This is a genomic window from Nonomuraea glycinis, assembly GCF_014646515.1.
Lineage (GTDB): Bacteria > Actinomycetota > Actinomycetes > Streptosporangiales > Streptosporangiaceae > Nonomuraea > Nonomuraea glycinis.
The window spans coordinates 830,150-851,361 of the sequence record NZ_BMNK01000002.1; the positions used below are offsets into that span (position 1 = coordinate 830,150).

The window sequence follows — 21,212 nt, forward strand, 5'->3', positions numbered from 1 at the left end:
CGGGTGATGTCAGACGATCGGGCCCTCACTGGCGAGTTGGACGCCGGGGCGGCCGTTCTCGACGACGTACGTGGCCCGGGTGGACGCCGGAGCGCCGGGCCGGTCGACGTACGGGAGCACCCGGAAATCGGTGCTCCACAGGTCCTCGGTCACCGTGCACCGCAGGTATCCCCGCCGGTAGTTGGCGAACTTGATGTGCGGGTTGGCGCGTACCGACAGCTCCGAGTAGGAGTCCATGTCGGCTCCGTTTGCCCTCGGCGGTGACCGAGGTGCAGACGAACTCGCTCGCCAGCACCGGGGCGGCCGGGTCGCGGTAGTCGGCCTTGATGTCGCTGGCGTGGTGCCGGTGGCGGTCGCCGGTCAGCACGACCAGGTTGTCGACCCCGCGGTCCCGCGCGCCGTCGAGCATCCGGCGGCGGTTCGCGTCGTACCCGTCCCAGGGGTCCATGAAGACCGAGACCGCCTCGGTGTCGTCCATGTCGGTCTCGGCCATCGGCGCCTGGTTGGCCAGCACCTGCCACCGGACGCGGGAGCGCTCGAAGTTGTCCAGGAGCCACTGCTCCTGCTCCCGCCCCATCATGGTCCGGTTCGGGTCCAGGCTGCCCGGGTTCGGGGCGGCCAGACCGCCGCCGGCCGCTTGGTCGTCGCGGTACTGCCGGGTGTCGAGCACGTTGATGTCGAGCAGGTCGCCGTAGGCGAGCCTCCGGTACAACTGCATGTCCGGCCCGTCCGGCAGGGCCGACGCGCGCAGCGGCAGGTTCTCGTAGTAGGCCTGGAAGGCGGCGGCGCGGCGACCTGCCATTGGACGGGGACCCGCCGCGGCGGCATGCCGCCCGATCCGTCGGCGGCGAGGGGATCCGGGGCGAGGCGGGTCCACAGCACAACGGAGTTCGGCAGCGGGTCGCCGGAGGCGACACCGAGCTTGAACGGGTCGTCCGGGAGACCGTGGCGCTGTGGCGGCGTTGCCCTGGCGGGGTGGCCGAGGGCACTGGTGCCGAGGAGTACGGCGGTCGCGCCGGCGCCGCCGAGAAGGCCGCGCCGGCTGAGGGTACGTCCGAGCGGAGAACTCATGGAGGGGTGTCCTTCGAAGATCACGGGTAAAGCAGCGATCAGGCGAACTCGGCCTGACCGGGGGCTGTGGGGAAGACGTGCGGGGGCGCGTGCCTTTCGGCGTCCACATCACACCAGACGGCACGGTGCATGCTGGGGAGCAGCAGGTGGCTGCCCCACCGTCCGCGCGACAGCTCGGCCACGATGGCCAGGCCGCGCCCGCCTTCGGCTTCGTCGCCGAGTTGCTCCTGCGTCGGAATGAGGTGCGGAGCCGAGAGCGCCGAACCAGGATCGGTCACCGTCAGGCGGAGGAAATCGATGCCCTGGAAGAGTTGAACGAGGACCCAGCATCCGGTGTCCGCGTGCCGCACGGCGTTGGTGACCATTTCGGATGCCACCAAGAGCAGAACGTCCCGTACAGGATGAGAGCGCCCGATCCAGGCGGTCACCGTCGCGCGAGCCAGGCGCGGCGTCTGGGCGTCGCGCGCGAGCTTCGTTTCTCCCAATGCGGTCAGGCCAGTCCGTGAAATCACACGAATACGGTGGAAGATCAGCCGCTGTGGGCGGGCGAGGACGCGGTCACCGAACCGGTCGGCGCCACCACGGCCATCACGCCGCTGAACGCGATCCTTCGCATGTTCATCCAGTGCTCCTTGCTCACAGAAATCGAACCGCCGCACGGACCTCCGGCGGCGAAAGCCGATCAACGAGCACGACCCTACATACCTGTTATGTATGCCGTCAATGGTGCGTAAACGTATCCGTAACCGCACCGAAACACCTCCGAACAAGCGACGGCTCCCCTCCGACACGTGGTCGAAGGGGAGCCGGGGATCCTGCGGAGGCCGAACGGTCAGGCGGGGAAGCCGACCGAGTGGGTGTCCATGAACTCGCGGATTCCCTCAAGGCCCATCTCGCGGCCCATGCCGCTGTGGTTGAAGCCGCCGAACGGGGCGCGCTCGTCCAGGTGGGCGGCGCCGTGGGTGTTGACGAAGGTGTAGCCGGTGCGGAGCTGGGCGGCGACGACGGCGGCGTGGTCGAGGTCCGCCGTCCAGACCGAGGAGCACAGGCCGGACCAGGTGTCGTTGGCGCGGGCCACGGCGTCGGCCTCGTCGTCGAACGGCAGGATCGGCAGGGTGGGGCCGAACTGCTCCTCCACCACCACGCGGGTGTCGTCGGCGGGGTCGAGGACCAGGGACGGGCGCAGGAAGTTGCCCCGGGAGATGTCCGCGCCGTCGGCCGCCTCGCCGAACTCGCGGATCTCGGCCCCGGAGGCGCGGGCCTGCTCCAGGAGCTCCAGGACGTACGCCTTCTGCCGCGAGCTGTGCAGCGGGCCCATGGTCGTCTGCTCGTCCAGGCCGTGGCCCAGGCGGGTGGCGGCGAGGAGACCGGACAGGCCCTCGACGACCTCGTCGTAGCGCGAGCGGTGCACGTACACGCGCTTGGTGGCCATGCAGATCTGGCCGGTGGAGTCGTACGTGCCGGTGAAGAGCTTCTGCATCGCGTCGGGGCCGAGGTCGGCGTCGGCGAGGACGATCGCGGGGTCGTTGCCGCCCAGCTCCAGGGCCACGCGGGTGAGGGAGCCCGCGGCCATGGACATGATCCGCTTGCCGCCGCCGGGGCTGCCGGTGAAGCAGACCTTCTTGACGCGGTCGTCCTGGATCAGCGCCGCGCCGATCTCCGCGTCATGGCCGGTGACGACGTTGAGGACGCCCGGCGGCAGCAGCCGCGCGACCTGCTCCACGGTACGGACGACCGACAGCGGCGTGGTGGGCGGCGGCTTCACCACGACGGTGTTGCCGGCCAGGAGCGCCTGCGGCAGGGAAGCGGCCAGGATCGCCAGCGGCCAGTTGAACGGCACGATGATCGTGATCACGCCGAGGGGCAGGTAGGAGACCTCGGTGCGGTACGGCGGCGCCGGGAGGTGGCTCACCGTCCGGACCTGGTCGGCGAGGCCGGCGGCGAGGCGGAAGCGGTGGTCGAAGACGATGGAGTCGATGAAGGACTCCATCCGGATCTTGCCGTTCTCGCGGGTGAGCACCTCGGCCACCGCGTGCCGGTCGGCCTCCAGCGGGGCCAGCGCGGAGATCAGCGCCTCGGCGCGCTCCTGCGGCGTGCGCGCGGCCCAGGCGGGAAAGGCCCGGTCGGCGGCGGCGACCGCGGACGTGGCCTGCTTGGCGCTGGCGGCTGCCGCGTAGCCCACGACCGACGTGAGGTCGGACGGGTCGATCACCTTCAGCGCGTCATCGGCCCCGACGCTCTCGCCGTCGATGTAGAGCTCGGTTCTGATCTCGGGCAGCTGGTCCAGCGGCGTCATTGACTGTTACCTCGAAGTCCCAGGGGGCCGGGTAACCGGTCCCGAACCTGATGAGTTAGTGCACGGTATATCACTTATGTCACACGGCCTAGGTGAAGAGGACCGTTCCACTCCGTACGTTTCGGCGGGGTCGCGCACGACAAATGACGTAGGAGGCAAACGACCGCAGCCCGGTTTTCCTGAACCGGAGGGGCTCGTCGATCCGTCGCTTCGCGGGTGGGCTTCCGGCCGTCGTACGCCCGGCGCAACCGGCTCTGGAAGCCCTGACCTGCGCTCATAGGGGATCGGATATCGGTCCGTTGCCGATAGCGCTATTAGACATCGCCTGACCGGATCTGGTTGGCTCCTGGCCTCTGCTGGCTGACAAACAAGGGCAAAGCATGCGTTGGGGGACGAAGGTCGCGCGGCTCGCCGTCGCGGGTGGGGCGGCGGGCGTGCTCGTGGCGGGGATCGCGCTCCCCGTCGTGGGGGGTGCGGGGCTCGGGTTCAGGACGGTGGCGAACGAGGTGGACATCAAGCCGGTCGACCTCGTCGAGCCGCCGCCGGCCGAGATCACGATCGTACGGGACGCCAAGGGGAAGGCGTTCGCCCGCTTCTACGACGAGTATCGGCAGGCCGTGGCCTTCGAGGAGATCGCCGACGTCATGAAGACGGCGATCGTCGCGATCGAGGACTACCGCTTCTACGAGCACGGCGCGATCGACCTGGAGGGCACGCTCCGGGCGCTCGCCACGAACCTGCGGTCCGGCCAGGTGAGCCAGGGCGGGTCGAGCATTACCCAGCAGTACGTCAAGCAGGTGCTGCTCAACTCCGCCGACACCGACGCGGGCCGCGCGGCGGCCCTGGAGGCCAGCTACGCGCGCAAGCTGAACGAGCTCCGGTACGCCATGGGCGTCGAGGAGAAATACACCAAGGACCAGATTCTCGAGAAATATCTGAATATCGCGTACTTCGGCGCGGGCGCCTACGGCGTCGAGGCGGCGGCCAAGCGGTTCTTCGGCGTCAAGGCCGCCCGGCTCACGCTCGCCCAGGCGGCGACCCTGGCCGGCGCCGTGCAGGACCCGAACGCCACCGATCCCAACCTGGGCAGGAAGCACCGCGAACGCCTCCTGCACCGCCGCGACGTCGTCCTGAACCGCATGGCCGAACTAGGCAAGATCACTCCGGCAGCGGCGGCCAAGGCGAAGGCCGCCAAACTCGGCTACAAAGGCACGAAGCTCCCCGGTGGCTGCGAATCCAGCAAATATCCGTACTTCTGCCTTTATGTCCGGCAGGAGATCCTGAGCAACCCCGACTTCGGCCCCACCGCCGACGCCCGCCTGAAGCTGCTCAACCGAGGCGGCCTGACCATCACCACCACGATCGACCCCGCCATGCAGGCGGCCGCGGACCGGGCCATCAAGCGGTACGTCCACGCCTCCGACGCCCCCGTGGCCGCCGAGGCCCTGGTCGAGCCGGGCACCGGCGCGGTCAAGGCGATGGCCGCGAGCAGGTCGTACGGGCGGAGCAAGGCCAGGAACGAGATCTCGTACAACGTCGTCGCGGACGCCGCGCACGGCGGCGGGGTCGGCTTCCAGGCGGGCTCCACGTTCAAGACCTTCACCCTGATCACCGCACTGAAGCAGGGCATGAAGGTCGACGACGGTCTCACGGCGGGTGCCGGATATCGCGCGCCCGGCTACGCGACGTTCAAGAACTGCGCGGGCGAGAGCATCGGCGACCCGACGCACACCGTCACCAACGACGAGGGCTCCCCGGGCTTCAAGACGCTGCGGACCGGCACCTGGGGGTCGGTGAACACCTTCTTCATGGAGCTGGAGCAGCGGGTCGGGCTCTGCGAGACGGTCACCACGGCCAAGTCGCTGGGCATCCGGCGCGCGGACGGGCGCGCGCTGCAGGAGTACGAGACGTTCACGCTCGGCATCAACGAGATGGACCCGGTGACGGTGGCGACCGCGTACGCGGCCGTCGCGGCGCGCGGCACCTACTGCGCGCCGATGGCGATCACCCGGATCACCGACCGCGACGGCGAGGCGACCGCCTACCGGCCCAAGTGCCGCCGGGTGCTCGACCCCGCGACCGCGGACGCCACGGCCGACGTGCTGTCCGGCGTGTTCACCAAGGGCACGATGCGCCACGTCGGTGGCATCGGGCGGGACGCGGCCGGCAAGACCGGCACCACGGACGACTACGCCGCCGCGTGGTTCGCCGGATTCACCCCGGATCTGGCGGCGGCGGTGAGCCTCGGCGACCCGCGCGGCTCCCAGCGGCACAAGCTGACCGGGGTGACGATCGGCGGGCGGTACTACGGCGCCGTGGCCGGGGGCACCCTGCCCGGCCCGATCTGGAAGGACACCATGGTGGGCGCGCTGGCGGGCGTGCCGCCGACCTCATTCACGTCCATCGACCAGGCCCGGTTCGAGGGCTGCTCCGAGGGCTGCCGGCCCACGGCCGACGACGGCGACGGCGACGTCACGGTGGAGCCCGGGGACGACTAGCCGGAGGGTGTGGGGGACAGGGTGGCGCGCCACTGGGTGGGCGGCAGCACGGGGACCAGTTCCTTCACCGCGCCGGCGGCTTTGAAGGTGAAGGTGACCGGGATGAAGCCGCCGCTGGGCAGGTCCTTGGTCAGGCCGGTCAGCACCGCCTGGGGCGCCGCGCCGCCGCCGACCAGCTCGTTCGTCCGTACCAGGAGCTTGTCGCCAGAGATGGTGGCGCCGGAGAACATGGGTTTCGCGCTCACCGAGACCAGCTCGTCGGGCTTGCGGCGGTCGTTCACCAGAACGAAGTAGAGCGGGGCGTCGTCCCCTGGCCGCAGCGACTTCCCCGGCTTCGCGCCGAGCACGAAGGCGTTCCTGAGCGCCATGTCGTTGACGGTCGCGTTGGCGCCCTCGTTGGGCGGGTACTCGGCGGTGCTGAGCCCCGGAGGATCGTCGCCTCCGCACGCGCACAGCACCAGCAGGGCGAGCACCAGGATCGGCCATCTCATCGGTTCCAGCAGCACAGAGCTGGGGTTACCCTCGGCCTGCGCGGACGACCCCTGGCCTGGGAAGCGATGGCCGCGCGTTGGCGATGTCCAGACTCACGGCCGGATCTCGCACACCAGCCGGACTCACGGCCGGATCTCGTACACCAGGTTGAACGGCGTCTCCGTGGCGCGCCGGAACCGGGTGAAACCCGCGTCCGTGGCCACCTCGCGGATCGCGGACTCGCCGGCCTGCGCGCCCAGCGCGTACCCGCCCTCCTGGGACAGGGCGTTGGGCACGCACAGGAAGGTGGAGGCGTTGTAGAACAGCCGCCCCACCGGGGTGAAGTTCTCCTCGACCTTGTCGGAGGCGTTCGGCTCCACCAGCAGCCAGGTGCCGTCCGGCGCCAGCGCCTGCCGCACCCGCCGGGCGGCGCTGAGCGGGTCGCCCATGTCGTGCAGGCAGTCGAACATGGTCACCAGGTCGAAGTCCGTCCCGGTGAAGGTCTGCGCCGTCGCCACCTCGAAGCCGACCCGGTCGCCGACCCCCGCCTGCCCGGCCCGCTCGCGCGCCAGCGTGATCGACTCGTCGTGGTAGTCGGAGCCGACGATCGTGCTGCGCGGGTACGCCTCGGCGAGCAGCATCGACGACGAGCCGAGACCGCAGCCGACGTCGGCGACCCGGCCTCCGGCGGTGAGCTTCGCCTCGACCCCGTCCAGCGCCGGGATCCAGCTGGAGACCAGCGCCGCCGCGTACGCGGGCCGGAAGAAGGCGTCGCAGCCGACGAACACGTCCTCGTGCTGGTCACGCCAGGGGAGTCCGGCTCCGGTACGGAAGGCCTCGGTGATGCGTGGTTCGGCGCGCATCGCGCCCAGCGAGATGAGGAACGCGGCGGGCACGTTGGGGCCGTCCGGGTCGGCCAGGCAGAACGCCTGTTCCTCGCTCAGCGAGAACTGCCCGGTCTCCGGGTCGTAGCCGACGTACCCGCCCGCGGCCTGCCCGCGCAGCCACTCGGTCAGGTAGCGCGGGTGGCAGCCGGTGCGCTCGGCGAACTGCTCGGGCGTCGCGGGGCCGGCCGCGAGCGAGCGGTAGAGGCCGAGCCGATGGCCGATCACGACCGACCCGGCCGCGTCGGTGGCCGCCATGTCCGCGACGACCCGGCCCATGAACGCGTCGACCTTCTCCTGGTTCATCCCCGGCCTCCCTCGTGTCGTACCGGTCCTCACCCACCAGGGTGTGAAGGCTGCCTTCCATGGCACTACCACGTTTTGGCGAGAATTTGTCCACGTTCGGGAGCGTCGACCAGGCAGTTGGTGCGTGAACTGCGGGGCACCTGAAGGGCGTCATGTCTCCGATATCGTCGGGGCATATGGCCACCACTCCTGCCGTAACCACCCATACGGCGCCTTCCCGGCTTGCGTGGCTGGACGCGCTGCGGGGCATCGGCGCGCTCGCGGTCGTGTGCGAGCATCTGAGCACCTGGGCCATGCCCTGGTTGCGGCCCTTGTCGTACAACGCGGGAGTGTACGGCGTTCTGGTGTTCTTCCTGGTCAGCGGATACATCATCCCGGCCTCGCTGGAGCGGCACGGGGACGTGCGGGCCTTCTGGATCGGCCGCTTCTTCCGGCTGTACCCGCTCTACCTCGCGGCCGGCTGCGTCGTCCTGGCCATGGCGTGGTGGATCCCCATCCGTCAGGAGGTGGCCAGGGACGCCTCGACCGTGGCCGCGCACGCGACGATGCTGCTCGACGTGGTCGGCGTGGGCGGCGTGCTGAACACCATGTGGACGCTGTCGTACGAGATGGTCTTCTACCTGATCGCCGCCGCGCTGTTCGTCGTCGGGGTGCGGGACGGCCGAGGGCTGATCCCGGTGCTGTTCGGGGTGACGTGCGCCGTCGTGGGCCTGGTCCTGTCCGGGCCGCCGGTGTCGGGGCGGTGGGTGGCGTGGGCGTCGTTCGCGGTGTTCGTCATCGGCCTGGCGTGCGTGGTCTCCGGCCGTGGCCGTAAGGCGGGGGCGAGCGCGCTGGGCGTCATGGCGCTGGCGCTGGTGCTGTTGTGCAGCAACGTGCCCTGGTTCGCCGCGGCGGTGCTCGCGGTCATGTTCGCCGGCACGACGATCCACCGGTGGGAGCGCGGCGATGGGCCGCTGTGGCCGGTGGCCGTCGCGGCCGTGCTCGTGACGCTGACGCCGCTCTGGGCGCTCAACGCCGGCTGGTGGTGGGTGCGGCCGCCCGTGTGGAGCCTCACCATCGGCCTGGTGATCGTCACCTTCGCGGCCGCCATGGCCTGGCGGGCCCGCCGGGTGCCGGCCTTCCTCAGCTGGCTCGGCGCGATCAGCTACTCCCTCTACCTGGTGCACCTGCCGATCCTGCTCGTCTTCATGCGGGTGGCCGGGGAGATGCACGGGGCGCCGCCGCTCGCGCAGATCGGCGTCGGCGTGGCCTTCCTCGGCCTGCTCCTGCCGGCCAGCTGGCTGTCCTACCGCTACCTTGAGCTGCCCATGCAGCGCCTCGGCCGCCGCCTGGCCGTCCGGTACGCGCCGGCCCGGTGACCCGGGGGTCAGCCGACGATCATCCGCTCCTCGGGCAGCTCGTAGTGCCGGGTGCGTTTCTTCAGGGCGAGCGCCGAGCCGAGGGTGAGCGGACCGATCCGGCCCACGAACATCAACACGCTGAGCAGCACGTGCCCGCCCACCGAGATGTCGGGCGTGATGCCGGTGGACAGGCCGTTGGTGGCGAAGGCCGAGACGGCCTCGAAGAGCAGCTGGTCTAGGCTGTGCGGGGTCAGCGTCATCAGCAGCCAGGTGGAGGTCACCACCAGGCTGACCCCCATGAGGCCGATGGTGACCGCCTGGCGCTGGGTGGACTCCGGCAGCCTGCGGTGGGCGATGTTGACCTGGGTCTCGCCGCGCAGCTCCGCCCAGATGATGAACAGCAGGAAGCCGAAGGTGGTGAGCTTGATGCCGCCCGCCGTCCCGGCGCTGCCGCCGCCGATGAACATGAGCACGTCGGTGACCAGCCAGCTGGACGGCTCCATCTTCCCGATGTCGATGCTGTTGAACCCGGCCGAGCGCGGCATGACCGCGGCGAAGAAGCTGGCGAGCAGCTTGCCGGGGTTGTCCAGCGGGCCCATGGTGGCCGGATTGCGGGCCTCGGTCACCAGGAAGATGAGCGTGCCGGCGGTCAGCAGGATGACGGTCAGGCTCATGGTGAGCCGGGTCAGCATCGACCAGCTGCTGGGACGACGCCAGGACCGCAGGAGCTCGAAGACCACGGGAAAGCCCAGGCCACCGATGATCACCGCGATCGCGATGGTGAGGCAGATCCACGGGTCGGCGACGAAGCGCATCAGGTTGTCCGGCCACAGCGCGAAGCCCGCGTTGTTGAAGGCCGACACCGCGTGGAAGCCGCCCAGGTAGAGCGCCCTGCCGAAGGGTTCGCCGTACGTGATGGCGAAGCGGCCGGTGAGGACCGCGGCCACGATGACCTCGCAGACCAGGCTGAAGACCACGACCTTGCGGACCACCTGGCGTAGGTTGGCCGCGTTGACGGACTTGGTCTCCAACTGGGTCGACATCCGGGCGCGCAGGCCGATCTTGCCGGAGATGAGCAGGGTGAAGAGGGTGGCCAGCGTCATGATGCCCAGCCCGCCCGCCTGGATCAGCAGGGCGATGACGACCTCGCCGAAATCCGACCAGTAGGACGCGGTGTCCACGACGACCAGCCCTGTCAGGCACACCGCGGAGGTGGCGGTGAACAGGGCGGTGAGCCAGGGCGCCGAGCCACCCGTCGTGGTGGCCAGTGGCGTGGCCAGCACGGCGGTGCCGATGAGGATCGTGACACCGAAACCGACGGCCAGCACCGTGGCGGGATGCCGGACGCGGTCGGGGCCCGCCGATGAGCGCCGCATCAAGGCCGCGCACCGACCTCGGGCCGGTGGCCGTCGCTCCTGCCAGCCAACGATCATCCTTTCCTCGGGTCGGGGTGCGCTCCTTCGGCGGTGGCCGACCCGGGTGTCCCGGCGCGACTCGCATCAGCGCGATGCCGGGCTGGTCACCCGGGCGGGGCCAGCTTACGGGCCGCGCCGGCCACATCTCGTAGGGGGCGGCTCAAGGTGTCACGCCTCACAGCCACCTCGCCGGTCAGCCTGCGGCGAGGGCGGCGAATCGGTCGGATGTCACGTAAGGTGGGCGAGTTGTTCGAGGGTGTCTCGTAGTGCGGGTCAGGTTGTGGTGAGGGCCGTGAGGAGCTCGCGTTCGCGGGCGGCGGTGAGGCCGGCTCGCCGGGGGCGGTCGAGGCCCTGCTCACGCTCCCAGGCCAGCACGTCGGCGAGCAACTCGGCCCGGGGGCGGTGGCGCAGGCCGGTCTTCGCCGCCGCCGCGCCCGAACGCGCCGACCAGCCTTCCCAGCCGGGCGTGGCCAGCCACATGGGCAGCGACTCGTCCCCCATGTACTCGTTGACCCCCTGCGCCAGCAGCCAGGACGACTCGGCGCTGACCACCGGGCCGGTGTGGCCGCCGAGCTGCCGGGACTGCTCGATCCAGGCGTCGAACGGCACGACCGGCCCGACGGCGTCGTAGGTGCCGGTGACGCCGGACCGGGCGCAGTCGAGGATCCAGCCGGCCAGGTCGCGCACGTCGATCGCCTGGGTCGGATCCTGCGGGGTGTCGGGCACGAGCATCGGGTCCTGCGGAGCACGCGCGGCCCGAGCCACCCAGTAGCCCGTGCGGCCACTGTGGTCACCGGGGCCGCCGATCAGCCCGGCCCTGGCGATGAGCAGCCGGTCGGCCACCGCCGCCGTGGACGCCTGCTCACAGGTCACCTTCGCCTCGCCGTACAGCTCCCGATCCACCTCTTGCAGGTCGGTGGCCGGCAGGAGGGGCGTCGACTCGTCCGCGCCGATCTCGTCCCGCTCGGCGTAGGCGCTGACGGACGAGACGTAGGTCCAGTGCGCGGCCCGCTCGCCGAGCGCCGCGAGCGCCGCGCGGACGAAGCCCGGCTGCCAGGACACCTCGACCACCGCGTCCCAGTCGCGGTCGAGCACCCCGTCGTACGCCTCGGGGGAACGCCGGTCGGCGGTCACCAGTGTCGCGCCGTCGGCCACCGGCCCGCTCTCACCCCGCGCCAGACAGGTCACCGCATGCCCACGCTCGACCGCCAGGCCGCTCACCACCCGCCCCAGCCACGCCGTCCCACCGAGAATCAGTACGTTCATGCCTGGTAGTCAACCGCCCCGCACACCCGGCCGGTGAAAAGTTCGCAGGTGGCGTATTTGCGACCAGATGCCCAAGTTTCAGGACGACTCGATCGGCCGACCTTGGCACCTGTCCGGTCGGATGGCGAAGGTCGGACCCATGACAGACCTCGCTACCGAAGAACCCCGAACCACCCCGCCCTCCGTGCTGACGTTCCTGGCGCACCGCTGGCCCACCTTGTGCGGCCTGGCGGCCATGGCCGTGTCCGTCTTGGACATGACCACCGAAATGGACGACGGTCGCAGCCAGGGGCTCGTTGTGTTCCTGGCCGCGCTGATCTACCTCGCCACCGCGGTGGTGGGCCGGCCGGGGGTGGCCTGGCCGCTGTTCGGCGTCTCCGTGGTGGCGGTGACGCTGCTGCGCCTGCTCGACGTACAGCTGTGGACCGCGCTGGTCGCCAGTGCGGTGGCCATCGCGATCGTCGGCCTGGCGGTCGGCCTGCTGCGCGGGCCGCGGCTCAGCGCCGCGCAGGTCCCCGCCATGCTGGTGTTCGGCGGGGCCGCACTCGCCGCGCTGTCCCTCGACCCAGCCCTCGGCAGTTACCTCGTCGCCGCGGCCCTGATCGGCCACGCCGTGCTCGACACGATCGCCTGGCGGGCCAGGAAGGTCGTGACCCGGTCGCTGGCGGAGTTCTGCGCCGTCCTCGACCTCACCCTCGGCCTAGCCATCATCGTCCTCCAGGTGATCTGATCGTACCTACGTCATTTGTCCTGTCCGTCGTTGGTCATCCTGCGAGGAGAGGGCCAGTCTTTGGGGTCGTGTCCCGGAGCGCCGCCCGCGCCTACCGTGTGGCGAAGATAGGCCGAGAGCGAGAGAAGGGACCGATCTGATGGACGTCTCCTTCGGCACGATCTGGGAGGCCGTCGCTCGGAGCCTGCCCGAAGCCGTGGCCATCTCGGAGCCAGGTCGCGACTACACCTACGTCGAGTTCGACGACCGGGCCGCGCGACTGGCCACGGCGCTGGTGCGTGCCGGGGTCGGGCCGGGTGACAAGGTGGCCTGCTACCTGTACAACGGCGCGCCGTACCTGGAGACGGTCTTCGCCGCGTTCAAGATCGGCGCCGTGCCGGTCAACGCGAACTACCGCTACACCGGCGAGGAGCTGTCCTCGGTGCTGGAGGACGCCGACGCGGCGGCGGTCGTCTTCAGCGGCGAACTCGCCGCCAACGTCGCGCACGCCGCGCGGACGGTGTCCACGCTGCGCCTGCTCGTCCGGGTCGGCGCTCGCGCCGAGGGCGCGGCAGGTCCCGAGGCGATCGAGCTGAACGACCTCCTCGCCGCGACCGACCCCCGGCCCGCCGAACCGCGGCCGAGCTCGGACCAGCTGTTCATGTACACGGGCGGCACCACGGGCAGGCCGAAGGGCGTCATCTGGCGGCAGGGCGACCTCCTGCACTCGATCGCGGTAGCGATCTTCCATCCGCTCGGCGTACCGGCACTGCCCGAGACGCTCGGCGAGGCGGTGGAGATCGCGGTGAGCGCGCGGGCGGGGGGCCGCGCGCCCGCCACGATGCCGGTGGTCCCGCTCATGCACGGCACCGGCCTGTTCAACTCGATGGGCGCCCTGCTCGTCGGCGGGCGGGTCATCACCGCGCGCCAGGGCGGGTTCGACGCGCGGCACATCTGGGAGACCGTCGCCGAACAGCGGGCCAACACGATCATCGTGGCCGGGAACGCCGTGGCCCAGCCGCTGGTCAAGGAGCTCATCGCCGCCGAGCAGGCGGGCCGGCCGCACGATCTCGGCCCGCTCAGGTCGGTGCTCAGCTCCGGTACGGCCTTCAGCGACCGGCTCAAGCGGGCCCTGCACGAGCGCACCGACGTCACGATCATCGACGCGATCGCCTCCAGCGAGGGCGGCCCGTTCGCCTTCGCCATCACCTCCTCGGTCGACGACCTGCCGGGCCGGTTCCTCCCGGTCCCCGCGACCAAGGTCATCGCCTCCGACGACACGGAGGTCGTCCCCGGCAGCGGGCAGGCGGGCATGCTCGGCTATTCCGGGCCGATGCCGCTCGGCTACTACAAGGACACCACCAAGACCGCGGCCACGTTCCGGGTCATCGACGGGGTCCGCTACGCCATCCCCGGTGATCTCGTGGAGGTGGAGGCGGACGGGGCGATCCGGTTCCTCGGCCGCGGCTCCGGGGTGATCAACACGGGTGGGGAGAAGGTGTTCCCCCAGGAGGTCGAGAACGCGCTGCTCACCCATCCGGCGGTGACCGACGCCATCGTGGTGGGGGCCCCGGACGACACCTGGGGCGAGCGCGTCTCGGCGGTGATCGCCACGTCGGACGACACCCTGACGGAGAAGGACCTGCGGGCCTGGGTCCGCCGCAGCCTGGCCGGCTACAAGGTCCCCCGCGCCATCGTGATCATGTCCGCCCTGCGCAGAACGCCCACGGGCAAACTCGAAGTGTCCTGGGCCAAGTCCGTGGTCGCGGAGCAGACTCTGGGGTGAGCGAACTCGGCTGGACCGCGTGCCGGGCGGACGGCCGTGCCCGGCACGCGGTTCTCGGCCGAGGTCAGTCAGCGAACGTTCCCAGCCGGTCAGGCCGCACCGGGAACTGCTCGATCGGCTGCGGGCGGGCCTGCCGGGTGCCGGCCTGGTCCGGCGGTACGGCGGCGCAGCGGGCGCCCTTGGCGGGCAGGGTGAGCGACACCAAGTAGTGGTCGAAGGCGTCGGTGACGCACTCGCTCCGGCCGTAGACGCCGTGGCCCCAGCCGTCGTAGGTAAGAAGCCTGGCCTCACGGCCGATCTGCCGCGCGAGGCTCGCCGCCCACGGAAGTCCGGTGCTGGGATCGTGCCGGGCGTTGCCGATCAGGAGCGTTGCGGCGCCGTCGGCGTGCACGGGCCGCTGGGGATTGGGAATCGGGGTGGGCTGGCCCAGACAGGGGGTCATCAGGATCAGCGCTCCTGCGCCGTATCGCATGTCCGGCGCGATGGCGGCCGCGGTGCGCAGGTGCCTGGCGTACTCGCGGTAGTCGCGTACCGGCAGGTGGAAGTCCTGGCAAAAGCCCTGAATGGGGTTGTTGTAGGTTTCCTGTCGTGTCTTCGAGGGGGTGGTGAACATCATCGGCGCGGTCGCGGTGCCCTGGTCGATCGCCACCAGCGCGTCCGCCAGTTCCGCCCAGTAGGGCCCGTAGAACGAGCGGAACACCTCCTCGATGAGGATCGTCCGGGTGAGTGGGGTGTCCGGCAGGCCGGGGAAGCGTAGTTCGCCACGGTCGGCGCGGGCCAGCAGGTCGCTCCAGAAGGTGCGGACGTCCTTGCCGTGCAGGGCGCATTCGGTGTTCTTTGCGCACCAGGCGACGAACTCGTTGAAGGAGTCCTGGGCGGTCCACGCCCAGGTGTTCACGAACGCGGTGGTGTCGAGGCTGTGGTCCATGTTGCTGTCCAGGGCTATGGCACGCACCCGGTGGGGGAAGTGTTCGGCGTACTGCTGGCCGAACAGTGTGCCGTACGACAGGCCGTAGAAGGTCAGCTTCTCGTCGCCGAGCGCGGCGCGCAGGGCGTCGAGGTCACGAACGACGCTGATGCCGTCAACGTGGTCGAACAGCGGTCCGGTGCGGGCCCGGCAGTCCTGTCTGACCTGTTCGTTGTAGGCCAGGCGGCGGTCGAAGCCGGCCTGGTCGCGGATGACGAGGTCGGGCTCCCGCTCGGCGAGGGCCACCGAGCACAGGATGGGGTGGCTGCGTCCCACGCCGCGCGGGTCGAACCCGACGATGTCGAAGCGGCTGGTGATCTTCGAGGTGAAGCCGAACTTCTTTTGCAGCACGGAGTTCACGCCAGAGCTGCCCGGCCCACCGGGGTTGACGACGAGGGAGCCGATCCTGGCGGCCGGGTCGGTCGCCTTGCGGCGGGCGAGTGCCAGCTCGAACGTCTCTCCCCGGGGTTTGTTCCAGTCCACGGGGACGGTCAGCGTGCCGCACTCGACGGCGGAATCCTCCGCACACGGCTCCCACGCGATCTCCGTAGCGGCGGGCGGCGAGGCGGTGGCCGCAGCCGCGGGTGACACGGATAACAGGGGGACGAGCACGAGCAGGATCGTGATCAGTACAGGCTTTCGCATAATGCGTCCTTTCGTTGGAATTGATCTTTGAGCAATTCCAACGGGTGGACATCGGGCTCAGGAACGAGTCACCCCTCCTCCTCAGGTGCCGTGGCGGCAGGCCTAGAGAGGCCCAGGAGGGATGACGTCCCGCCGGCCGATGGGCGCTCCTGTCGCGGAGTCGACTTCCTCATCCTGGAGGCCGGGTCGGCACGCCCGCTCAGAGGCCGCTCAGTGCTCCTCGTACGGGTGCGTGCGCGGCGCGGCCAGCCGGTAGCCGACTCCGCGGACGGTCTGGATCACGCTGTCGTCGGTGTCGCCGAGCCGCGCCCGCAGCCGCTTGACGTGCACGGCGATCGTGTTGGTCGCGACGTTGTCCCCCGAGGCGTGCCAGACGTGCCGCATGATCTGCTCCCGCGTGACCGTCCGGTCGAGGTTGCGCATCAGGTAGTGCAGCAGCTCGAACTCGCGCAGCGGCAGGTGCACCACGTCGCCGTCGACCCGGACCTGGTAGGCGTTGAGGTCGAGCTCCACGTTGCCCACCGTCAGGACCCGGTTGCCGCCCGCCTCACCCGACGCGGTGGCCTGCACCAACGGCAGAAGCTCGTGCAGCCGGTACGGCATGGCGACGCAGGCGGTCGCCCCCGCGGCCAGCGCCTGGACCGCCAGCTCCGCGTGCCCCTCGCCCACGCCCAGCAGCACCGGCATCGGCCGGCTGGCGCGGATCGCCTTGATGAAGTCCACCGCGCCGATGAGCGGCAGCGAGGCGCTCACCAGCACCACGTCCGGCCGCAGGGCGCCGGCCTGGAGAAGGGCCTGGGCGCCGTCGGACACGCCGGTGACGCCCACGCCCTCTCGTCCCAGCGCGTCCGCGAGCAGCTGCAGGCCGGCCGTGTCGGGGTCGGCCACCAGCAGCATGGGCACGCTGGCGGGCGCCCCCTGGCGCGCTCGGGTCAGGCTCTCACCGCCTCGGGCGTCCTCGCCCCCGTCGAGTGTTGCCTGCGGCTGCGTCACCCGGAGCCTCCTATGCGTCGGGTTAACCGAAACGCCCGGTGATGTAGTCCTCCGTGCGCTGGTCGGTCGGGTTCGTGAAGATGCGGCTGGTCTCGTCGAACTCCACCAGGCGGCCGTGCCGCTCACCCTTGTCGTCGACATCGGCGGTGAAGAAGGCGGTGCGGTTGGAGACGCGGGCGGCCTGCTGCATGTTGTGCGTGACGATCACGATCGTGTAGTCGCGCGCCAGCTGCTGCATCAGGTCTTCGATCTTGGTGGTGGCGATCGGGTCGAGGGCCGAGCAGGGCTCGTCCATCAGGATGACCTCGGGCTTGACCGCGATCGCGCGCGCGATGCACAGCCGCTGCTGCTGGCCGCCGGACAACGACAGGGCGTTCTGCTTGAGCTTGTCCTTGACCTCGTCCCAGAGCGCGGCCTGGGTGAGCGCCTCCTCGACGACCTCGTCCATCTTGCCCTTGGTGCCGTTGACGCGGGGGCCGTACGCGATGTTGTCGTAGATCGACTTGGGGAACGGGTTCGGCTTCTGGAAGACCATGCCGATGCGCCGCCGGACCTCGATCGGGTCCACGTGGTCGCCGTAGAGGTCCTCGCCGTGGTAAAGGATCTTGCCGGCCGCGCGGGCGCCGGGGATGAGGTCGTTCATCCGGTTGAAGCAGCGCAGCACCGTGCTCTTGCCGCAGCCGGAGGGGCCGATCATCGCGGTGATCTCGCGATTGCCGATCGACAGGTCGACCTGGCGGACGGCTTCGTACTCGCCGTAGAAGACACTGAGGTCGGAGACGGTGAAGACCGGGTCCAGGGCCGCGGTGTTGCCAGGAGCCTGGGGGCCACGGACCGTGACGCTCGGAATGGACGTTCCTATGTCAGTCATTGTCTTCCCTTACCAGCGCTTCTGATAGCGGTTGCGGAGCCAGATGGCGACGGAGTTCATCAGCAGCAGGATCAGAAGGAGGATCACGATCGCCGCCGACGCGAGGACGTGGAATCCCTCGCGCGATTGGGAGATCCAGTTGAAGATCTGGATCGGCAGGACGGTGTAGCTGGCGAAGACGCCGTCCGGGTTGAAGCGGATGAAGGACACCGCGCCCAGCATGAGCAGCGGGGCGGCCTCGCCGATCGCGCGGGACAGCGCCAGGATCGAGCCGGTCGCGATGCCGGGGATCGAGGCGGGCAGCACCTGCCGGGAGATGGTCTGCCACTGCGTCGCGCCGAGGGCGAGCGAGCCCTCCCGGATGGACGGCGGAACCGCGCGGATCGCCTCACGGGAGGCGATGATCACGATGGGCAGGACGAGCAGGCCGAGGGTCATCGACGCGGTGATCACGCTGAATCCCAGGCCGAACGTCCGGGCGATGATGCCCAGGCCGAGGATGCCGTAGACGATCGAGGGGATCGCGGCGAGGTTCTGGATGTTGAGCTCGATGACCCGGTTCCACCAGCGGGTCTTGTCGGCGTACTCCTCCAGGTAGATCGCCGCGGCGATGCCGGTCGGCAGGGTGAGGACGGCGGTCAGCGAGATGACCCAGAGGGTGCCGGTGATGGCCGACTGGGCGCCGGCGATGTCCGGATTGCGGACCGACGGCATGTTCTCCCAGAGGCGGGAGTCGATTCTCGGCCAGCCCTCCACGAGAACGTAGGAGAGCAGCGCGGCCAGGAAGACGAACGCGATGCCCAGGCTGGCGATCAGCGCGATCCGGAACAGGTGCTCCCGGACCGGGCGGCCCTTGCTCGCCAGTTGCACGGCTGAGCGTGGTGTCGAGAGAACGGCCATTACTCGTACACCTCTCGATACCTTCGCACCAGTCGGGCGCTGACGTAGTTCATCGCGAACGTCATCACGAACAGCAGTGATCCGACCGCGAAGATGGTGTTGTAGTCCACCGTGCCGATCGGCACGTCGCCCGACCCGGCCTGCGCGATGAACGCCGCCATGGTCTGCATCGCCTTGCCGAGGTCGAAGGTGAAGTTGGGCTGGCCGCCGCCGGCGATGTAGACGATCATCGTCTCGCCCGCGCCGCGGGAGACCGCCAGGATGACGGCCGCGACGATGCCGGAGAAGGCGGCGGGCAGCACGACCCGCACCGAGGTGGTCATCTTGGACGCGCCCAGGGCGAACGAGCCCTCGCGCAGCGCCCGGGGCACCGCCGTCATCGCGTCCTCGGAGAGCGAGGCCACGATCGGGATGATCATGAAGCCGACGACGAGACCGGCGCAGAGCGCGTTGAAGATCTCGATCTCGAACGGGAGGATGCCGCGCAGCAGCGGGGTGACGAAGCTCAGCGCGAAGAAGCCGAAGACCACGGTCGGGATGCCCGCGAGAACCTCGAGGACGGGCTTGCAGATCTGCCTGACCCGCGGCCTGGCGTACTCCGACAGGTAGATGGCGGCGCCCAGACCCAGCGGCACGGCCACCACGACGGCGATGCCCGTGGTGATGAGGGTCGCGCTGACCAGCGGCAGCACGCCGTAGCCCGGCGGCTCGAACAGCGGGCCCCAGCTGGTGGAGGTGAAGAACTCCACCGCGCTGACCTCGCCGAAGAACCTGATCGTGGGCTCCAGGAGCGACACCACGATGCCGATGGTGGTGGCGACCGAGACCAGGGCGGCCAGCAGGAGCACGACCTTGATGATCTGCTCACCGTGACGCGGGCGCGACCGCGCCAAGGACGGTGAGGTCCCCGGCGCGGTCGCGGAGGGCGGGGTGGCCATGTCAGCCCTGCGTCTTCAGTGCGGCGTAGTCGGACTTGAGCTTGGCCTCCTGCTCGGGGTTGAGCGGGATGAACTTCGCGTCAGTCGCGATCTTGGAGATGTTGCCGACGTAGAAGTCGAGGAACGCGACGCCCTCGGGCTTCTTGGTGATCGCGGCGGACGGGTAGATGAACAGCGGCCTGGCCAGCGGCGTGTAAGTGCCGTCCTGTGCGGCCGCGACGCTCGGCGCGACACAGCCGTCGCCGGAGTCGATCTCGACGGCCTTCAGCTTGTCGGCGTTCTCCTCGAAGTAGGTGAACCCGAAGTAGCCGAGGCCGCCCTTGGAGCCGCTGACGCCCTGGACGGTGACGTTGTCGTCCTCGCTGGGGCTGTAGTCCTTGCGGCTCGCGCCCTCTTCGCCGTTGATCTCATCGGTGAAGTAGTCGAAGGTGCCCGAGTCGGTGCCCGCGCCGAACAGCTTCAGCGGCTCGTCCGGGAACTTGGCGTCGACCTGCTTCCAGGTGGTGATCTTGCCGTCGGCCGCCGGCTCCCACATCTTCTTGAGCTGGGCGGTGGTCAGGCACTTCGCCCAGGTGTTGTCCTTGTTCACGACCACGGTGAGGGCGTCGGTCGCGACGGTGAGCTCGGAGAACTTGACGCCCTTGGCCTCGCACGCGGCCTTCTCCTCGTCCTTGATCGGACGGGAGGCGTCAGAGATGTCGGTCTCACCGTTGCAGAACTTCTCAAAGCCGCCACCGGTGCCGGAAGTGCCCACCGTCACATTGATCTTGGGCTGCTCTTCGGCGAAGAACTCTGCCGCGGCGCTCGTCAAGGGGGCTACCGTGCTGGAGCCGTCCGCCTTGACCTGCCCGCTCAGCTCGGCGCCCGCGGCCTGGGAAGCGGTCGCGGTGCCGTCCCCGGCCGGCGGAGTGGTGTTGGTGCCGCCGCATGCGGCGGAAAGAGCCACAACGATGGCGGCCGTCGCCGCCGCGCTGAGGCGGCGCTGTCCACTGGTCACGGTGTGCGTCCTTCTCCGTAGTAAGAGCTGTTCTTTGCTGCATCTCGATACAAACGGCACAAGGTGAACAGACGGAAAACGGGTCGTGACCACGGGTGGAAGGGGTGTGCGGAAAGGTGTGAACCCTTGGTAAGAGGGGTGCTCACCAGGGCGGCGGCACTCTTGGACAGCCGGCGTTCACCTGGAGGTCATGACCTCTTCAGCGGCGGTGACGCGCGTACGGCCCGCGAGCCGGAGCTCACGGGCCGTACGTGGTCGTGGGGCCGTACGTGTTCGTGGGGGTCGTCAGACGAGCTGGCGGAGCAGGATGGTCGCGGCGCAGGCCGGCTTGGCGGCGCCCTCGACGGTGAAGACCATGGTGATGGTGAGCTGCACCCCGCCGGTGACGTCGGCGACGTGGTCCAGGGTCGCGGTGGCGCGCAGCTTGCTCCCGACGGGGACGGGCGAGGGGAAACGGACCCTCTCGCAGCCGTAGTTGATGCCCAGGCTGAAGCCCTTCAACTGGATGATCTCCGGGAGGAGGCGGGGGACCAGGGACAGTGTGAGGTAGCCGTGCGCGATCGGGCCGCCGAAGGGGCCGTTCCTGGCGCGTTCGGGGTCGACGTGGATCCACTGGTGGTCGCCCGTGGCGTCGGCGAACCGGTTGACCGCCTCCTGGGTGACCTCGTACAGGCCGCTCTGCCCGAGCGGCTCGCCGATGGGCAGTGCGCGCACGCCCTCGACGCCGTTGACGATGATGGCCGCCATATCAGAATCCTCCGAGGTCGAGCGGGGTGGGCTTGAAGTCCTGCAGGTAGGCGTATTGACCCGGTTCGACGTTATGGAGCGACGGCGGCCCAGCGGATGCGGCCGATGACGG

The 21,212-nt window shown here is 69.9% G+C and carries 18 protein-coding genes and 1 pseudogene; 4 read left to right on the forward strand and 15 right to left on the reverse strand.

Features of this window, described 5'->3' with window-relative positions:
- Window positions 1-25: 25 nt before the first annotated feature.
- The 4 genes and pseudogenes from IEY87_RS09120 to IEY87_RS09130 all read right to left on the reverse strand — a co-directional run bounded on the left by IEY87_RS09120 (window position 26) and on the right by IEY87_RS09130 (window position 3,367).
- Window positions 26-802, reverse strand: a complete 777-nt coding sequence (locus tag IEY87_RS09120) for an alkaline phosphatase D family protein (RefSeq protein ID WP_225277719.1) — start codon at window positions 800-802, stop codon at window positions 26-28.
- A 26-nt stretch (window positions 803-828) separates the two neighbouring features.
- A pseudogene (locus IEY87_RS45590) lies at window positions 829-1,071 on the reverse strand (PhoD-like phosphatase N-terminal domain-containing protein); the annotation flags it as partial.
- Between the two features lie 38 nt (window positions 1,072-1,109).
- Window positions 1,110-1,730, reverse strand: a complete 621-nt coding sequence (locus IEY87_RS09125) for an ATP-binding protein (RefSeq protein ID WP_189138031.1) — start codon at window positions 1,728-1,730, stop codon at window positions 1,110-1,112.
- Window positions 1,731-1,903: 173 nt separating this feature from the next.
- Window positions 1,904-3,367 carry an aldehyde dehydrogenase family protein gene (locus IEY87_RS09130; protein ID WP_189138032.1) on the reverse strand — a complete coding sequence of 488 codons (1,464 nt, stop codon included), beginning with the start codon at window positions 3,365-3,367 and terminating at the stop codon, window positions 1,904-1,906.
- 380 nt (window positions 3,368-3,747) lie between these two features.
- On the opposite strand from IEY87_RS09130, the gene IEY87_RS09135 reads away from it, so the two are divergent.
- Window positions 3,748-5,865 carry a transglycosylase domain-containing protein gene (locus IEY87_RS09135; RefSeq protein ID WP_189138033.1) on the forward strand — a complete coding sequence of 706 codons (2,118 nt, stop codon included), beginning with the start codon at window positions 3,748-3,750 and terminating at the stop codon, window positions 5,863-5,865.
- Here the strand turns inward: IEY87_RS09135 and IEY87_RS09140 are convergent.
- On the reverse strand, window positions 5,862-6,356 hold the full coding sequence (locus IEY87_RS09140; protein WP_189138034.1) for a copper chaperone PCu(A)C domain-containing protein: 495 nt from the start codon (window positions 6,354-6,356) through the stop codon (window positions 5,862-5,864). The two genes, IEY87_RS09135 and IEY87_RS09140, sit on opposite strands and share 4 nt — an antisense overlap.
- A gap of 123 nt (window positions 6,357-6,479) precedes the next feature.
- Complete coding sequence (locus IEY87_RS09145) at window positions 6,480-7,526, reverse strand: class I SAM-dependent methyltransferase (RefSeq protein ID WP_189138035.1); 1,047 nt, start codon at window positions 7,524-7,526, stop codon at window positions 6,480-6,482.
- Between the two features lie 176 nt (window positions 7,527-7,702).
- On the opposite strand from IEY87_RS09145, the gene IEY87_RS09150 reads away from it, so the two are divergent.
- The gene (locus IEY87_RS09150) at window positions 7,703-8,884 is read left to right on the forward strand and encodes an acyltransferase family protein (RefSeq protein ID WP_189138036.1); all 1,182 of its coding nucleotides are present in this window, start codon (window positions 7,703-7,705) and stop codon (window positions 8,882-8,884) included.
- A gap of 8 nt (window positions 8,885-8,892) precedes the next feature.
- On the opposite strand, the gene IEY87_RS09155 is transcribed toward IEY87_RS09150, so the two are convergent.
- Together IEY87_RS09155 and IEY87_RS09160 are read right to left on the reverse strand one after the other, a co-directional pair.
- A complete protein-coding gene (locus IEY87_RS09155; protein WP_189138037.1) occupies window positions 8,893-10,242 on the reverse strand; it encodes a TrkH family potassium uptake protein in 1,350 nt (449 codons plus the stop codon).
- A gap of 312 nt (window positions 10,243-10,554) precedes the next feature.
- Entirely contained in the window at window positions 10,555-11,547 is a 993-nt protein-coding gene (locus IEY87_RS09160; protein ID WP_189138038.1) for an NAD-dependent epimerase/dehydratase family protein, read from the reverse strand.
- A 139-nt stretch (window positions 11,548-11,686) separates the two neighbouring features.
- Between IEY87_RS09160 and IEY87_RS09165 the strand changes: the two genes are divergently transcribed.
- Entirely contained in the window at window positions 11,687-12,277 is a 591-nt protein-coding gene (locus tag IEY87_RS09165; RefSeq protein ID WP_189138039.1) for a hypothetical protein, read from the forward strand.
- A gap of 139 nt (window positions 12,278-12,416) precedes the next feature.
- The gene (locus tag IEY87_RS09170) at window positions 12,417-14,042 is read left to right on the forward strand and encodes an AMP-binding protein (protein WP_189138040.1); all 1,626 of its coding nucleotides are present in this window, start codon (window positions 12,417-12,419) and stop codon (window positions 14,040-14,042) included.
- A 64-nt stretch (window positions 14,043-14,106) separates the two neighbouring features.
- On the opposite strand, the gene IEY87_RS09175 is transcribed toward IEY87_RS09170, so the two are convergent.
- The 7 genes from IEY87_RS09175 to IEY87_RS09205 all read right to left on the reverse strand — a co-directional run bounded on the left by IEY87_RS09175 (window position 14,107) and on the right by IEY87_RS09205 (window position 21,100).
- Window positions 14,107-15,654, reverse strand: coding sequence for an alpha/beta hydrolase (locus tag IEY87_RS09175; protein WP_189138041.1), 1,548 nt, complete (start codon window positions 15,652-15,654; stop codon window positions 14,107-14,109).
- A 210-nt stretch (window positions 15,655-15,864) separates the two neighbouring features.
- Window positions 15,865-16,647 carry a response regulator transcription factor gene (locus tag IEY87_RS09180; RefSeq protein WP_225277720.1) on the reverse strand — a complete coding sequence of 261 codons (783 nt, stop codon included), beginning with the start codon at window positions 16,645-16,647 and terminating at the stop codon, window positions 15,865-15,867.
- Between the two features lie 22 nt (window positions 16,648-16,669).
- Window positions 16,670-17,518 carry a phosphate ABC transporter ATP-binding protein PstB gene (gene pstB / locus IEY87_RS09185; RefSeq protein WP_189138042.1) on the reverse strand — a complete coding sequence of 283 codons (849 nt, stop codon included), beginning with the start codon at window positions 17,516-17,518 and terminating at the stop codon, window positions 16,670-16,672.
- Between the two features lie 9 nt (window positions 17,519-17,527).
- Complete coding sequence (gene pstA / locus IEY87_RS09190; protein WP_189138043.1) at window positions 17,528-18,418, reverse strand: phosphate ABC transporter permease PstA; 891 nt, start codon at window positions 18,416-18,418, stop codon at window positions 17,528-17,530.
- The gene (gene pstC / locus IEY87_RS09195) at window positions 18,418-19,356 is read right to left on the reverse strand and encodes a phosphate ABC transporter permease subunit PstC (protein WP_189138044.1); all 939 of its coding nucleotides are present in this window, start codon (window positions 19,354-19,356) and stop codon (window positions 18,418-18,420) included. Before pstC ends, pstA begins: the two co-directional genes overlap by 1 nt.
- 1 nt (window position 19,357) lies before the next feature.
- Entirely contained in the window at window positions 19,358-20,353 is a 996-nt protein-coding gene (locus tag IEY87_RS09200) for a PstS family phosphate ABC transporter substrate-binding protein (RefSeq protein ID WP_189138045.1), read from the reverse strand.
- 285 nt (window positions 20,354-20,638) lie between these two features.
- Window positions 20,639-21,100: a MaoC family dehydratase gene (locus IEY87_RS09205; RefSeq protein ID WP_189138046.1), complete on the reverse strand. Its 462-nt coding sequence runs from the start codon at window positions 21,098-21,100 to the stop codon at window positions 20,639-20,641.
- Between the last annotated feature and the right edge of the window lie 112 nt (window positions 21,101-21,212).

Coding starts and splice junctions, on each gene's coding strand:
- IEY87_RS09145 (WP_189138035.1), bottom strand. CDS start 7,526: ATGAACCAGGAGAAGGTCGACGCGTTCATGGGCCGGGTCGTCGCGGAC.
- IEY87_RS09160 (WP_189138038.1), bottom strand. CDS start 11,547: ATGAACGTACTGATTCTCGGTGGGACGGCGTGGCTGGGGCGGGTGGTG.
- IEY87_RS09150 (WP_189138036.1), top strand. CDS start 7,703: ATGGCCACCACTCCTGCCGTAACCACCCATACGGCGCCTTCCCGGCTT.
- IEY87_RS09140 (WP_189138034.1), bottom strand. CDS start 6,356: ATGAGATGGCCGATCCTGGTGCTCGCCCTGCTGGTGCTGTGCGCGTGC.
- pstB (WP_189138042.1), bottom strand. CDS start 17,518: ATGACTGACATAGGAACGTCCATTCCGAGCGTCACGGTCCGTGGCCCC.
- pstC (WP_189138044.1), bottom strand. CDS start 19,356: ATGGCCACCCCGCCCTCCGCGACCGCGCCGGGGACCTCACCGTCCTTG.
- IEY87_RS09205 (WP_189138046.1), bottom strand. CDS start 21,100: ATGGCGGCCATCATCGTCAACGGCGTCGAGGGCGTGCGCGCACTGCCC.
- IEY87_RS09170 (WP_189138040.1), top strand. CDS start 12,417: ATGGACGTCTCCTTCGGCACGATCTGGGAGGCCGTCGCTCGGAGCCTG.
- IEY87_RS09130 (WP_189138032.1), bottom strand. CDS start 3,367: ATGACGCCGCTGGACCAGCTGCCCGAGATCAGAACCGAGCTCTACATC.
- IEY87_RS09175 (WP_189138041.1), bottom strand. CDS start 15,654: ATGCGAAAGCCTGTACTGATCACGATCCTGCTCGTGCTCGTCCCCCTG.
- IEY87_RS09135 (WP_189138033.1), top strand. CDS start 3,748: ATGCGTTGGGGGACGAAGGTCGCGCGGCTCGCCGTCGCGGGTGGGGCG.
- IEY87_RS09155 (WP_189138037.1), bottom strand. CDS start 10,242: ATGCGGCGCTCATCGGCGGGCCCCGACCGCGTCCGGCATCCCGCCACG.
- IEY87_RS09120 (WP_225277719.1), bottom strand. CDS start 802: ATGGCAGGTCGCCGCGCCGCCGCCTTCCAGGCCTACTACGAGAACCTG.
- IEY87_RS09165 (WP_189138039.1), top strand. CDS start 11,687: ATGACAGACCTCGCTACCGAAGAACCCCGAACCACCCCGCCCTCCGTG.
- pstA (WP_189138043.1), bottom strand. CDS start 18,418: ATGGCCGTTCTCTCGACACCACGCTCAGCCGTGCAACTGGCGAGCAAG.